The 13,185-nt window shown below is 60.0% G+C and carries 14 protein-coding genes and 2 tRNA genes; 2 read left to right on the forward strand and 14 right to left on the reverse strand.

Annotated elements, in window-relative coordinates:
• The 12 genes from I6E42_RS12145 to I6E42_RS12200 form a co-directional block, all read right to left on the reverse strand.
• A partial coding sequence (locus I6E42_RS12145) for a hypothetical protein (protein ID WP_235372278.1) occupies positions 1-373 on the reverse strand: 373 nt, incomplete at its 3' end.
• Between the two features lie 17 nt (positions 374-390).
• Positions 391-1,065 (reverse strand): SipW-dependent-type signal peptide-containing protein, encoded by a 675-nt coding sequence (locus I6E42_RS12150; protein ID WP_235372279.1) that lies wholly within the window; start codon positions 1,063-1,065, stop codon positions 391-393.
• 178 nt (positions 1,066-1,243) lie between these two features.
• Positions 1,244-2,047: a TasA family protein gene (locus I6E42_RS12155; RefSeq protein ID WP_235372280.1), complete on the reverse strand. Its 804-nt coding sequence runs from the start codon at positions 2,045-2,047 to the stop codon at positions 1,244-1,246.
• Between the two features lie 60 nt (positions 2,048-2,107).
• On the reverse strand, positions 2,108-2,722 hold the full coding sequence (locus I6E42_RS12160; RefSeq protein WP_235372281.1) for a CalY family protein: 615 nt from the start codon (positions 2,720-2,722) through the stop codon (positions 2,108-2,110).
• A gap of 44 nt (positions 2,723-2,766) precedes the next feature.
• Positions 2,767-3,405, reverse strand: coding sequence for a SipW-dependent-type signal peptide-containing protein (locus tag I6E42_RS12165; protein WP_235372282.1), 639 nt, complete (start codon positions 3,403-3,405; stop codon positions 2,767-2,769).
• Positions 3,406-3,492: 87 nt separating this feature from the next.
• Entirely contained in the window at positions 3,493-4,050 is a 558-nt protein-coding gene (locus I6E42_RS12170; RefSeq protein ID WP_235372283.1) for a signal peptidase I, read from the reverse strand.
• Entirely contained in the window at positions 4,044-4,571 is a 528-nt protein-coding gene (locus I6E42_RS12175; protein WP_235372284.1) for a hypothetical protein, read from the reverse strand. The genes I6E42_RS12170 and I6E42_RS12175 overlap by 7 nt, the downstream gene beginning before the upstream one ends.
• 158 nt (positions 4,572-4,729) lie before the next feature.
• Positions 4,730-6,064 carry a diguanylate cyclase domain-containing protein gene (locus I6E42_RS12180; RefSeq protein ID WP_235372285.1) on the reverse strand — a complete coding sequence of 445 codons (1,335 nt, stop codon included), beginning with the start codon at positions 6,062-6,064 and terminating at the stop codon, positions 4,730-4,732.
• A gap of 185 nt (positions 6,065-6,249) precedes the next feature.
• Positions 6,250-6,612, reverse strand: a complete 363-nt coding sequence (locus tag I6E42_RS12945; protein WP_412761310.1) for a hypothetical protein — start codon at positions 6,610-6,612, stop codon at positions 6,250-6,252.
• A 126-nt stretch (positions 6,613-6,738) separates the two neighbouring features.
• The gene (locus tag I6E42_RS12190; RefSeq protein WP_235372286.1) at positions 6,739-8,088 is read right to left on the reverse strand and encodes an MATE family efflux transporter; all 1,350 of its coding nucleotides are present in this window, start codon (positions 8,086-8,088) and stop codon (positions 6,739-6,741) included.
• Positions 8,089-8,382: 294 nt separating this feature from the next.
• A tRNA-Met gene (locus I6E42_RS12195) sits at positions 8,383-8,458 on the reverse strand.
• A gap of 3 nt (positions 8,459-8,461) precedes the next feature.
• Positions 8,462-8,548, reverse strand: a tRNA-Leu gene (locus tag I6E42_RS12200).
• Positions 8,549-9,023: 475 nt separating this feature from the next.
• Here I6E42_RS12200 and prfB point away from each other — a divergent pair.
• On the forward strand, positions 9,024-10,145 hold the full coding sequence (gene prfB / locus I6E42_RS12205) for a peptide chain release factor 2 (RefSeq protein WP_235372287.1): 1,122 nt from the start codon (positions 9,024-9,026) through the stop codon (positions 10,143-10,145).
• A gap of 128 nt (positions 10,146-10,273) precedes the next feature.
• Positions 10,274-10,954 (forward strand): TIGR00266 family protein, encoded by a 681-nt coding sequence (locus I6E42_RS12210; RefSeq protein WP_235372288.1) that lies wholly within the window; start codon positions 10,274-10,276, stop codon positions 10,952-10,954.
• Positions 10,955-11,002: 48 nt separating this feature from the next.
• Here I6E42_RS12210 and mgtE read toward each other — a convergent pair whose 3' ends face one another.
• Together mgtE and I6E42_RS12220 are read right to left on the reverse strand one after the other, a co-directional pair.
• A complete protein-coding gene (mgtE, locus tag I6E42_RS12215) occupies positions 11,003-12,352 on the reverse strand; it encodes a magnesium transporter (RefSeq protein WP_235372289.1) in 1,350 nt (449 codons plus the stop codon).
• Between the two features lie 462 nt (positions 12,353-12,814).
• On the reverse strand, positions 12,815-13,185 hold a 371-nt coding region (locus I6E42_RS12220; protein WP_235372290.1), incomplete at its 5' end, for a methylated-DNA--[protein]-cysteine S-methyltransferase.

The raw sequence follows: 13,185 nt of genomic DNA on the forward strand, positions 1-13,185 counted from the left end.
CCTCAGAATCAGCGGGATTCTCAGGATCGGCGGGATTCTCAGGATCGGCGGGATTCTCAGGATCAGCGGGGTCCACAGGATCAGCGGGGTCCACAGGATCAGCGGGGGCCGCGGGATCAGCGGGGTCCACAGGATCAGCGGGGTCCACAGGATCAGCGGGGTCCATAGGATCGGCCGGATCCACAGGATCGGCGGGATTCTCAGGATCGGTGGAATCTACGGGATCAGTGGAGTCCACAGAGTCCTCCTCATCCGCGGTGATGGAGACGGAAGAGTCCCCGGACACGTCTCCGGTGCTCTCAACGGCCAGGGCGGGGACCATGCCCAGCAGCATGCAGCCGCACAGCAGGAGGGCCAATACACGTTTTTTCATTGTTCAGTCCTCCTTTCTCAAAGTTCAGACTCAGCGGAGCTGTCGGGTTCCAGAGGGGCCTCGGGTTCTTCGACCGCCACGGCGGGCCAGCCGGCCACATCGGTCACGTCGCCGCCGGCGGGGATGGGGTTGTTCTTCACCTGGACGGCGTGGGCGGCCACCTTCACATAGGCGGTGCAGCCCTGATACTCGTTGCCCATGGCGGGATTGAAGGTCACCTTGGTGAACAGGGCCTGGGTCGTTTCACCGGGCTGGCCGTTCTGGGCGGGCTTCAGGGCCTCGGTGTAGTAGTAGTACCCGTCCTCGCCCCGGATCCACTTGTTCTGGATGTCGAAGGAGAGCACGTCTTCTCCGTTGCCCAGGGCCAAAGGCAGCTTGGTCGTGCCGTCCGCGGCGATGATCTCGCTGCTCACGACGATGCGGACCCATGCGTCGCTGGTGCCCTCGTTTTTCACCGTGACCAGCTTATCCACCGATACGCCGGGCATGACGCCGGAGATGCCCTCCTCGGGGAAGAGAATCTCGTTGCCGTCGGCGTCCACACCCTGGGTCTCCTTGAGGGAGATGTGGATGGTGCCGGTGGTGATGACGTTGGTCGTCCGGGCCTCGGCCGTGAAGTACGCCCAGGTCCCATAGGCGAACAGCGCCGCGAGGAGCACCAGCAGGCTTCCGCCCAATAGCTTTTTCCTCATAATGTAACCACCCTTCTGTCTTCGTTTCTATTTACAACACGTTTATGTATGTACAAACTGATGGAACAGGAATTTTCAAAGTTATGTGCCGGGATATAGGTGCGCGGAAGATCGCGGAAGGTTCAGGCTTTGGGGTGCCCCGGGGAGGGCGGACCCTCCCCGGGGGATTTTGGATAGCTTAGGCGAACAAAGCCGCATAGGCGGCATCGATGTTCTCGATCCCCGCGGCCTGGATGGCGTAAGCGGTGAAGGTCATCTTGAAGGTGGAGGCGTCGGTGTTGAAGTTGGACTTGGAGGCACCGTCAATATAGTAGGCGTCCTCGCCGTCCATCATGGACTGGGTGATCGTGGCGGGCATGCCGAAGGCGGTCATGAAGGTGACGCTCTCGCCGGCGGACAGGGTGTCGTCGTCAGAGCCGATGTAGCCCAGGATCACTTCCAGCTTGGTGGGGTTGGTCTTGTCGGCGGCGCCGGTGACCCAGCCCAGAAGGTCGTCAATGTTCATGACCTTCCAGTCGGAGTGATCGATGCCGGTGAACCAGCGGTCGAGCACGGCGGCGCGGAGATCGTTGTCGCTGGCCAGCTTCTCGACGAATTTGATGAAGCCGGGGTAGGTGCCCTGGAGGTCGCCGACATTGTTCAGGTAAGCGTCCACGCCCATCAGGTTGACCAGGCTGACGTACTTGTTCATGTCGATCTTCAGGAACACATAGGCGTCCTCGCTGGCAGGGATCTTGTTCTCCTTGTCCTCAGCCTGGAGGGTAATGGTGGGGTCTTTGGCGAAGGAAATGCCGGGCATCAGAGTGTGGCCGTCTTCCACCACCCACTCGGGCTCGCTCAGGTCGATGTTGACGTTGCCGACGGTGAATTCGTTGACCTTGGCTTCGGTCTGGTCGGTGAAGTAGGCCAGGGTGCCGCCGACAACCAGGGCGGCAGCCATCATCAGGGCGGTGGCCGCCAGGACAATAGACTTCTTTTTCATGGTGTGTTCTCCTTTACAGTTTTGTTATGTGAAGGGTTTTGCTACAGAGATAAGGGGGATTCAGGTGCCGGAGGTCACGCCGGTGAAGGTCTCGGACAGCTTGCTCCAGGCGTCCGCCAGATCGGTGACATTATCCTGCTGGATGGCGGCGGCGGTGACGGTAATGGTGGGCTGCGTCGCCGCAGTGTTGATCGTATCGACCATCTCCTTTGTCACTTCGGTGCTGACTTTGACGCTGCCAACTTTATCATCGGTAGAGATACCGTCGGTCAGTACCGCGAAACTCTGATCGCTGGTACTGGCAGAAACCATCCGATACCAATATCCGTCATGACCGGTCACAGCAGTCCAGCCGCTTGCGACGGCCCAATCAATGATCTTGTTGTGATTGGCGGTATCGGTAATGGTGTTGTTGGCATCAGTCACATGGATGAACAGATAGCAAGCCTCGCTGTCCGCCTCGACCGTGACAGTGGGGTCCTTGGCGATGGTGTCGCCCGGAACAAACTTGTAACTAGTGCCAGTGGTCTCCGTCAAACTGATATCGATGTCGCCCACGGTAAAGGTGTTTGTGACCGCAGGGGTCGTGGCGGTCAGCCAAGCCAGGGTGCCGCCCACGCCGATCCCCACGCACAGGGCGCAGGCCAGGACAGCGGCCAGAATCTTTTTCTTCATGGAGTATCCTCCTTGCTATAAGATGCTGAAACGGATGGCCGGATTTAAGCCCAAGCAGCCCAAGCGGCCTCAGCGCTGGCGAAGCCGTCGGCCTGGATGGCATAGGCGTTGACGGTGATGGTCATACCCTCAATGGTATCCAGCTGGTCGTTGGTGATGAAGCCGGGAACGATGATGTTGTCAAACAGGGCGTCCAGCGCGACATCGCCGTCAGGAGCGGCAACGGTTTCCTTGTACCAGAACTCGTAAGTACGGTTGTTGGCATCATCTTTGGTGTTGCCCTTGTAAATCCAGGTTCTGCTATCGTAGCCGTTGAAAATGCTGGTCATGTCGGCGCCTGTGGGAGCGAAGATGGCGTCCAGTTCAGCAGCCTTGTTAAAGGTGACAGTCATCTTGATGTAGGAGCTTTCGCTGCCCTTCAGGACAGTGACCATGGGGTCCTTGGCGTAGGTGTGGCCGGGCAGCAGCTTGTAGCTGTTGGCCTTGACACGGTCAGCACCGGCAACGAGGGTGCCGTCGGGATTTGCCTTGGCCTCGTCCAGCTTGATGGCCACCTGACCGACGGTAAAGGTGTTGACCACCTGGTCCTGGGAGGTCAGGTAGGCCAGGGTGCCGCCCACGGCGATGGCGGCGGACAGGACCATGGCGCAGGCCACTGTCAGGATCTTCTTCATGTTTTTCATACTGGGTTCTCCTTTCACAATTAAAATACATTTTCATTCTATCTCACCCGGTCTCGCCGGGATTAAGATACACAAGTACGGGGCCCCTCAGGGGACGGGGGCGTCTGTTTTCTCCTTCTCCGCTTTTTTGGCGGCGGCCTTCCGGTCGGACTCGTCGGCCTTGGCCAGCAGGTCGGGGAGGAACAGCAGGATCGCGAAGATGACCATTCCGGTCCCGGCCAGATAGATGCCCGGCGGGTTGGAGAGCCAGTCGGCGAAGTAGCCCAGGCAGGGGATGGTGAAAATAGGCTTGCCCACCAGATTGTTGAAGTGGACGGGGGAGCCGTCAGCGGCGTCGTTGGCGTCGCCCTTGGTGTAGAAGTGCTGGTTCTCCCGGTCGATGTCGATGACCCGGTGGGTGGCCACGTCCAGGTCCTCATTGAGGACAAAGGTGATGGGGTCGCCCACCTGAATGGAGCCGGGGTCCACCGATTTGACGTAGATCATGGACCCCACGTGGTAAGTGGGCTCCATGCTGCCGGACAGCACCACAAAGGGCCGCAGTCCCACCAGCCGGACGCCGGCCAACAGGACCGCTAGGACCACGATGACCAGCAGAATCAGCGTGCTCAGGACGTTCCAAACGGTCTTGATCGCTTTTACCATACCTTTTCCTCCAGATCTTTCTCTGCTGTGTCGCCCTTGAGGGCGCTGTTGAGCAGGTTCAGCAGCTCAAGGGCGCTCCGGAAGGGGGTGGGACGCCGGGACCGGGTCCCCATCAGGATGTGTCCCTGCCAGGTGGCGTTGCGCCGGAACTGGATATGCAGGGTGAACACCCGGGCCTCACCGAACCGGTGCCAGAGCTGGTCGTAGCTCATGGGCACGGCGGCGTCATGTTGGTTCCACTCGCCGTTTTCAGGCCGCCGGTACCCCTTGGAGGCCTCCGGCCGGCGCAGTTCCATAAAGCTCTGGGAGATGTGGAGCCGGTCGCACAGCCGGTCCACCGTCAGCAGCAGGTCCCCCAGTCCGGCAAAGGGGAGCTCGTAAGGGGGATAGGCGCTCAGCACCCGCCCCAGAGGGATCTCTCCGTCCCAGCCGTCAAAGCAGAGGAACATCATATTGGGATCTGGGAAGGCGTTCGGATCGATTTGACGGATTCGGCGCTCCGTAACGGCCTGTCCGGGCATATGTGTTCCTCCCTGTCTCATGTGTTTTTTGGCAAATGGGCAAACTTCTACCAGTACATTTTATTATATCGGGTCGGCGTTCCGCTTCTGTGGTGCTGGCGTGACAAAAGCGTTCCAATTACGGGTTTTCGGGGGAAGAATCCCGGGGGATCCGGGGATCATTCGGCCCCGATCAGGTCGGCCAGCGTAGATTCCGCCCAGCTGTAGTTGGTCATGTAGGCGGTGGGGGCCGCTCTCTCTCCACGGCCGCCGTCCAGGTATTCGTAGTAGTCGCAGCGGAACTTTTCCGGGATCACCCGCCGCTCCCCGCCGCGGGACTCCAGGATGTCCGCCGCCCCGGCCTCCTCCAGGGAGCGCTTCAGCCGCATGGCGACCTTGCGGAACCGGGCGAAGGTGGTCTTGTTGGCGGGCTCGTTTTCCCACAGGCAGGCGATCGCCTCCGAGGAGTTGAGAAAGCCACCCCGCCGGTCCACCAGCAGGGCCATGAGCTCCTTGGCCTGGCCGCCCTGGAAATGGATAGGATTTCCGTCCACGAATACGTCAAAATAGCCGAAGGTCCGGACGAAGATCCGGCTGTCCCTGGCCGAGGGCCCCTCCGGGAGGGGGGTGCGGACCGGCTCGGGAGGAGGCTGGAGCTCCGGGCGGTAGATCTCGAAGGTGCCCTCTCCCCTCTGGGCGCTGCTGCGCAGGGCCAGACGGACCTTCTCATACAGCTCGTCATAACGGAAGCCCTGTTCCAAACCGTCCAACACGCCCAGATTGGCGGTGATGGTGATCCCCTCGTCCAGCTTCCGGTGCAGGGCGGCGCAGAGGATGCGCAGCCGTTCCTCCAGCAGCTCCCGGGTGGGGACGGGATTCAGGTAGAGGAAAAACTCCGCCCCGCAGCGGCCGGCCAGCTCCCGGCTGTGCAGCAGAGCCTGCAGGGTCCGGGTCAGGCCGCGGAGAACCAGGTCACCCTGCCGGCTGCCCAGTTGGTCATTGACCTGGTCCAGATGGTTGATGCGGGCCAGGACCAGGGCGCCGTTTCCCTCCGGCTCGGCGGTCCGCTGGGCCAGCAGCTGGATAAAGGCCTCCCGGTGGTACAGCCCCGTCACATGGTCCAGTTGGGACTGGCGGAGAAGGTCCTGTTCCTGCTCCTGGGTGAGCCCCTTGACCGCCGCCAGGATGCCGTCTTCCAGCGTGACGTACCGGACTTCCGCCCAGGCGCCGGAGGTCTGTCCGTGCCGGAACTGAAGGAGCCTACGGCCCTGGGAGGGCGGCGGGGGGAGCCCGTTCAGAAGAGCTTGCAGGGCCTCCATGGCCCGGGCGTCCCAGAGCGTGTGCGCCTCACCCTCCTGCGGGGCCAGCTGTTCCGGCAGCTCCGCGGGCAGGTCCTCCCCGGGCCGGTACCAAAAAACGCAGCTGTCTGTCAGCGCCGATGCCGTTTGGAGCAGCAGCTCTTTTGTGTTGGACGGTCCGGTTCGCCCGGCAGTGGGAGCCCCTCTGCTGTCCATGCCCTTCTCCTCCCGCAACTCGACTTTCCCGCCGCCTGACGCGAAGGGAAACACGCACAAAAAATCACCCCGTATATACGGGGTGAAAGACGGGTACCCGTCTTTCACCATTATGGTCTTTCTGAACTTGTCTGTATTATAGCATCGGTCGGTCACAAAACCGGTTACAAATCAGAACTTTACGTTCAGGGATTTTGAAAATGTTGCATAAAAAGCCGATTATATTTTTGGGGAATTTTCCAAAACAGCCCGCCGCAGGCCGGATTAGGAAGCGTGACAGGGGCAGAATGGGTCCAGACGCGCAAAAACAGCAGGGACCGGGCGTTACCCGGTCCCTGCTGTTTGGCGTGGATGAGAAAATGAATGGCCGGACCCGAGTAGGTGGTCATGGACAGCACGGTGCACCCGGAGAGAAAGCTGAGGGTGGACACGTCCATGATGCCAAAGGCGTCCAGAACGGGCTTGATGATGACGCCGCCGCCGATCCCGCAGATGGAGCCCACCACGGAGTCCGCGAAACAGACCAGAAAGACCAGGAAGACGACCATGCTTCTTCATCCTTTCCCACATGATGGAGGTGACGTCTCCGCGCATGATAGATCCAATGTAACCATGGTATCGGCACAGGGGGGAAAAGTCAAGCGGGAATCCGCCCGGCAGGGGAGCGGAATCGGTTACTCCTGGATACCCTTTTGTTCCCAGCGGTCGCCGCGGTAGCGCGTGACAAAGAAAACGGCCCGGACGAACCAGTCGATGTACATGGAAAACCAGATGCCCAGAACACCCAGACCCAGGGCCCGCGCGAACAGCACGCCGAAGATCACCCGGAAGATCCACATGGACAGGGAGGAGACGGTCATGGTGAAGCGGGTGTCTCCCGCGGCCCGGAGGGACTGGGGCAGCTGGAAAGCGATGGGCCAGAGCACGATCCCCACGCCGCCGTGGGAGAGCATGATGATGCGGGCATAATAGCTGGCCTCCTCCGACAGCCCATAGATCAGGAGAATCAGGGGCATCAGCGCGAAGATCAGAAGATTGGTGGCGAGCATGGCGGCGTAGCCCCACTTCATCAGCTTGCGGGTGTAAAAACGTGCCTTGTCCGTCTGGCCCGCGCCGATGCAGCGGGACACGACGGTAACCATCCCCAGGCCGATGGACTGGGGCGCGAGGCACTGGAAGGTGCACACGGTGTTGGAGATGGCGTTGGCGGCCACCGAGGCGGTGCCGAACGCGGTGACCACCGACAGCAGCAGGATCTTGCCCAGTTGAAACATGCTGCCTTCAATGCCGTTGGGAACGCCGAAAAGCAGGATGTGCCGGATGATATTCCGCTCGTGGCGGAAGGAAAAGGGCCGGGACAGGTGCAGCGTCAGGTCCTGCCGGAAAAGCAGGACCACCATGAGTACAGCGGCCACGATCTTGGACACCAGAGTGGGAATGGCGGCGCCCACCACCCCCATGCGAAAGCCGAAGATGAGGATGGCGTTTCCGGTGACGTTGATGAGGTTCATAATGAGGGAGACCCGCATGGAGATGCCGGAATTGCCCATGACCCGGAACAGCGCCGCGCCGGCGTTATAGATGGCCAAAAAGAAGGTGGAGGCCTCCACGATGTTGAAATAGGCGTCCGCGTAGGCGGCCACGTCCGGGGCGACGGCGCCGAAGACCACATGAAGGATGAAGCCCTTCATCAGATACAGGAGCACCGTGGTGACCAGCGAGATCTCTCCCATGAACAGCAGCAGCTGCTGGGCGGAACGGTTGGCTTTTTCCGTCTCCCGCAGCCCCAGATATTGCCCCGCCACCACAGCGCCTCCGGTGGCCAGGGCGGCAAAGGCGTTGACCAGGAGGACGTTGATGGAATCCACCAGGGACACGGCGGAAACGGCCGCCTCGCCCACGCGGGCCACCATCATGGAGTCCGCCAGGCCCACGGTGATGGCCAGCAGCTGCTCCACCACCAGCGGCAGGATCAGCGCCTTCAGATCCCGGTTGGAAAAATCAATGGATATTTTTGATTGCATGGGGTGACTCAGTCCTTCTTGAACACCTGCAACGAAGCAAAACAGTGTGAAAATAAGCGGGCAGGGGGCGGAAGACCGCCTAAAACCGCCCGGCGGCGTGTTAACGGGCAAAATATAGCACAGTGCCGTGCAGTTGTCAAACAGAAACAATCGTGCCCTTCGGCGGTAAAATTGTTGTTTGTGGATAAAATTTTTTCGGGCTTTATGGGGGCTGGGGGAAGAATGTTCTCCAGAGTCTGGCGGGCGGAGGAGAAAACAAAACCGCCCGGAATCTTTTGATTCCAGGCGGTTTTCTGGTTGCGGGGACAGGATTTGAACCTGCGACCTCCGGGTTATGAGCCCGACGAGCTACCAACTGCTCTACCCCGCGATATGGTGCCGGAGACCGGGGTCGAACCGGCACGGGATTACTCCCACGGGATTTTAAGTCCCGGGCGTCTGCCAATTCCGCCACTCCGGCATGGGTGGCTTCCGGTCTTATTTTTGAAGGCTAGAATAGGTTATCATAAATCGCACGCTGTGTCAAGAGAAAAAACCGTCTATTTTCCTCAAATCTTTTTTTCTTTTGGGTGTACAAAATACGGCACATATTTTGGCCTGTCCGGCGTATATTGATATGTAAATCGGTTTTGCCGGTCAAACCCAATTTTTACAGGAGGAACCCACCATGGATGAACAGAATACCATTATTTTGAACCTGCCGCGTCAGACGGACCCCCGTGGAGACGTGGATGACTTGATTTTCCGGGATGAGGGCTGGCTGGCCAGTGACCGCTGAGCGCCGTCTCCTGTCCGGGAGGCGGTATTTTTGTCCCCTTTTTGGGGATAGGCCAGGTTTTTCTTTACTTTTACTGTCGGGTCATATATAATAATTGGGCTGAAAAGACAAGACACCCCGGTGCTTCCGGGAGTATAGAGGAAAGAGTGAGGCCCCAATGCTCCAATTCGACGAGTATAAAGTCAAACTGAACAATCTGGCCCCCACCCTGGAGGAGTTGGCCCAGGCGCTGGACCTGGAGGGCGCGGAGCGGGAGCTGGATATGCTCCAGGCGGAGTCCGCCGCCGACGGGTTCTGGGATAACCTGGCCAAGGCCCAGAAGGTGCAGCAGCGCATCAAGAACCTTCAGGACAAGGTGGACAGCCAAAATAAGCGGAAGGCCCAGTGGGAGGACCTGATGGCCCTTTGTGAGATGGGCAATGAATTTGAGGACGAATCCCTGATCCCTGAACTGGAGGAGGGCTACGCCAAACTGGAGACTGACATGGAGACCGCGCGGCTCCAGACCCTGCTTACAGGGGAGTATGATGCTTCCAACGTGATCTTGACGATCCATCCCGGCGCCGGCGGCACCGAGGCCCAGGACTGGGCCCAGATGCTCTACCGGATGTATACCCGGTGGACGGAGCGCCATGGCTTCACCTACCAGATCATGGACTACCAGGAGGGGGACGAGGCGGGCATCAAGTCGGCCACCATTATGATCGAGGGCGAGAACGCCTACGGCTACCTGCGGGGGGAGCACGGCGTCCACCGTCTGGTCCGCGTCTCTCCCTTTGACGCTAACGCCCGGCGGCAGACCTCCTTCGCTTCCGTGGAGGTCATGCCCGACCTGCCGGAGGATGTGGAGATCGAGATCCGTCCCGAGGACATCGAGATGCAGGTCTACCGCGCCAGCGGCGCCGGCGGCCAGCACGTCAACAAGACCTCCTCTGCCGTCCGTCTGATCCACAAGCCAACCGGCGTGGTGGTGGCCAGCCAGCAGGAGCGGTCCCAGTTCCAGAACAAGGACAACTGTATGAAGATGCTGCGGGCCAAGCTGGTGGAGCTGCAGATGCAGGAGAAGGCGGAGAAGATCTCCGACCTGAAGGGCGTCCAGCTGAAGATCGAGTGGGGCAGCCAGATCCGTTCCTATGTCTTCATGCCCTACCAAATGGTAAAAGATAACCGCACTGCCTTCGAGACCAGCAACATCAACGCCGTCATGGACGGCGACCTGGACGGCTTTATCAACGCCTATCTGACCTGTGAGGCCACGGGCAACTGGGCCACCAAGTAACGAAACATACCAAAAGCGCCCCGCCGTATTGCACGGCGGGGCGCTTTTTTAAAATGCCGGTTGTGCCGGACATATCTCTCTGATATACTGGTACCAGACCCAGATCAAAGAGGAAAGGCGGGAACGTGATGAAGTATCAGATCAAAGGGGAACCCACTCCGGTGGTCATCTGCGAGGTGGCTGCGGGGGAGTCCATGATCACAGAGAAAGGCTCCATGGTGTGGATGAGCCCCAATATGGAGATGCAGACCTCGGCGGGGGGCCTGGGCAAGGCCTTCGGGCGGATGTTCTCCGGAGAATCCATTTTTCAGAATATCTACACGGCCAAAGGCGGGCCGGGAATGATCGCCTTTGCCTCCAGCTTCCCCGGGGCCATCCGGGCGGTGGAGATCACCCCAGACAGGCCCGTCGTGGTCCAGAAGTCCGCCTTCCTGGCTGCGGAGCAGGGGGTAGAGCTGTCCGTCTTCTTCCAGAAGAAGGTGGGGGCGGGCTTTTTCGGCGGCGAGGGCTTCATCATGCAGAAGCTGTCCGGCCGGGGTACGGCGTTTTTGGAGATCGACGGCTATGGAGTGGAGTACGACCTGGCCCCCGGCCAGCAAATGATCGTGGATACGGGCAACCTGGCCGTGATGGACGCCACCTGCTCCATCGACATCCAGTCGGTGAAGGGGGTCAAGAACGTATTTTTCGGCGGCGAGGGGCTGTTTCACACCGTGGTCACCGGCCCGGGCCGTATCGTCCTCCAGACCATGCCCATCGGCGCCTTTGCCCAGGCAATCGCTGCGGTGCTGCCCACCAAAAACAACTGAGCGGAAAAAAGGACGCCTTTCGGCGTCCTTTTTTGCGTTTGGTTAGGATCAGAGTCCCAGAATATGGGTGGCAATGGCGAAGTAGATGAGCAGGGACAGGGCGTCCACCACGGTGGTAATGAAGGGGGAGGCCATGACGGCGGGGTCGAACCCAAGACGCTTGGCCAGCATGGGGAGGGTGCAGCCCACCAGCTTGGCGACTACGATGGTGACCATGACGGTCAGCGCCACCACCAAAGCCACGGTGGCGCTTTTCCGGTCCAGGATAATCACTTTGAGGAAGACTACCACGCCCAAAGTAGCAGCACATAGGAGGGCCACCCGGACCTCCTTCCAGACCACCCGGAAGCAGTCGGAGAACTCTACATCCCCCAGGGACATGGCGCGGATGATGGTGACCGAAGCCTGGCCGCCGGAATTTCCGCCGGTGTCCATAAGCATGGGGATGAACAGAGTGAGGGCGGCGTTGGCCGCCAGGGCCTCCTCGAAGAAGCCCAGGATAGTGCCGGTGAAAGTGGCGGAGATCATCAGCAGCAGCAGCCAGGGGACCCGGTGCTTCCAGGTCTCCACCACGCCGGTCTGGAAATAGGGCTTGTCGGTGGGCAGAATGGCGGCCATCTTTTCGATATCCTCGGTGGCCTCCTCCTCGATAACGTCCATGACGTCGTCGAAGGTGATGATGCCCACCAGACGGTCGTCGTTGTCCACCACGGGAACGGCGGACAGGTCGTACTTGGAAAACAGCTGGGCGACCTCCTCCTTGTCCTCGTGGGTCTTGACGGACAGCAGGTTGGTCTCCATGATGTCCCGGATATGAGTCTCGTAGGAGGACAGCAGCAGGGTCTTGACGGTGACCACCCCCATCAGCACCCGGTTTTTGGTGACGTAACAGGTGTACACCGTCTCCTTGTCCAGACCAACCTGCCGGATGCGGGCGAAGGACTCCTCCACCGTGGAGTCGGGGTGAAGGTAGACAAACTCGGTGGTCATCAGGGAGCCGGCGGAGTCCTTAGGGTAGTTGAGCAGCTGGTTGATCTGGCTGCGGGTGGAGGCGTCGGTGTTGCGCAGGATACGGGATACCACGTTGGCGGGCATGTCCTCGATGATGTCCACCGTGTCGTCCAGGTACAGCTCGTCCAGCACCTCACGCAGCTCCTTGTCGCTGAGGGCACCGATCAGCTTCTCCTGGTCCTCGCTGTCCTCCAGGTAGGTAAAGACCTCCGCCGCCATGTCTTTGGGCAGCAGGCGGAAGACCACGGCCTGTTGGTCCGCTTCCAATTCGTCCAGGAACTCGGCCACATCGACCTCGTTCATGTCGGACAGCAGGTCCTTCAGCCGGCGAAACTGCTTTTTTGCGACCAGCTCCATCAGCTGGTCCAGATCATAATTCTCGTGCATTGTGACATTTCCCCTTTCTGTCTTGTTTTGACTGGAAAGTGGGACACAAAAGGCCACAGGAAAAGAGGCATTTTAGATCCGGCAAAAACCTACTGTAATTTACCGGATTTAAAATACTTCCTGTAATCCCATGGCCGCGCACAAACGGAGACAAGAGGAAAAGGCATACAGGCGCCTGGGGGCCTGTCAATTCCGGCAGCAGGCGGGAGATCCGGCAGGGGGCCGGTCCGGACCTGCTGCCCACCGTCTGTGGCAGCAGATTTCTGTGTCCCGGTGACGACTTCGACCGTCCACGCTGGATCCCACTTCCTTTCTTGACCAGTATATGCGCCGAGACAGCCGCGCGGCAGAGCGTGCGGCCTGTTCAGCAGACATTATTATACTCTGTTTTGGAAGAACTTTGCAAGCCTCCCGGTAAATTTCCAGATTATGAACAAGTTAAATCCCCGCAAAACAGTGTGATCACCGGGGAGGGATACCCTCCAGAGCCAGCAGGGCCCTTTTCAGCTCCAGTCCGCCGGCGTAGCCGGTGAGGGAACCGTTTGCCCCCACCACCCGGTGGCAGGGGATGAAGATAGGAATGGGATTGTTGTGGTTGGCCATCCCCACCGCCCGGAAGCCCCGGGGGCAGTCCACCGCCAGGGCGATATCCCGGTAAGAGCGGGTCTGGCCATAGGGGATGTCTTGGAGGGCGGACCACACCTTTTGCTGAAACGGGGTGCCGTGGAGGAAAAGGGGCAGGTCAAATTCCCGCCGGGTCCCGGACAGGTACTCCAGCAGCTGTTTTCGGCCCTCCTCCAGCAAGGGAGTGGGGCGGGACATGAGCCGGGGGG

The sequence above is a fragment of the Pseudoflavonifractor phocaeensis genome (assembly GCF_021531815.1).
GTDB lineage: Bacteria > Bacillota > Clostridia > Oscillospirales > Oscillospiraceae > Lawsonibacter > Lawsonibacter phocaeensis_A.

Bases quoted from the DNA above. Each gene is read 5' to 3' on its own strand.
- I6E42_RS12150 (WP_235372279.1), bottom strand. From the start codon at position 1,065: ATGAGGAAAAAGCTATTGGGCGGAAGCCTGCTGGTGCTCCTCGCGGCG.
- I6E42_RS12155 (WP_235372280.1), bottom strand. From the start codon at position 2,047: ATGAAAAAGAAGTCTATTGTCCTGGCGGCCACCGCCCTGATGATGGCT.
- I6E42_RS12160 (WP_235372281.1), bottom strand. From the start codon at position 2,722: ATGAAGAAAAAGATTCTGGCCGCTGTCCTGGCCTGCGCCCTGTGCGTG.
- I6E42_RS12165 (WP_235372282.1), bottom strand. From the start codon at position 3,405: ATGAAAAACATGAAGAAGATCCTGACAGTGGCCTGCGCCATGGTCCTG.
- I6E42_RS12170 (WP_235372283.1), bottom strand. From the start codon at position 4,050: ATGGTAAAAGCGATCAAGACCGTTTGGAACGTCCTGAGCACGCTGATT.
- I6E42_RS12175 (WP_235372284.1), bottom strand. From the start codon at position 4,571: ATGCCCGGACAGGCCGTTACGGAGCGCCGAATCCGTCAAATCGATCCG.
- I6E42_RS12180 (WP_235372285.1), bottom strand. From the start codon at position 6,064: ATGGACAGCAGAGGGGCTCCCACTGCCGGGCGAACCGGACCGTCCAAC.
- I6E42_RS12945 (WP_412761310.1), bottom strand. From the start codon at position 6,612: ATGGTCGTCTTCCTGGTCTTTCTGGTCTGTTTCGCGGACTCCGTGGTG.
- I6E42_RS12190 (WP_235372286.1), bottom strand. From the start codon at position 8,088: ATGCAATCAAAAATATCCATTGATTTTTCCAACCGGGATCTGAAGGCG.
- prfB (WP_235372287.1), top strand. From the start codon at position 9,024: ATGCTCCAATTCGACGAGTATAAAGTCAAACTGAACAATCTGGCCCCC.
- I6E42_RS12210 (WP_235372288.1), top strand. From the start codon at position 10,274: ATGAAGTATCAGATCAAAGGGGAACCCACTCCGGTGGTCATCTGCGAG.
- mgtE (WP_235372289.1), bottom strand. From the start codon at position 12,352: ATGCACGAGAATTATGATCTGGACCAGCTGATGGAGCTGGTCGCAAAA.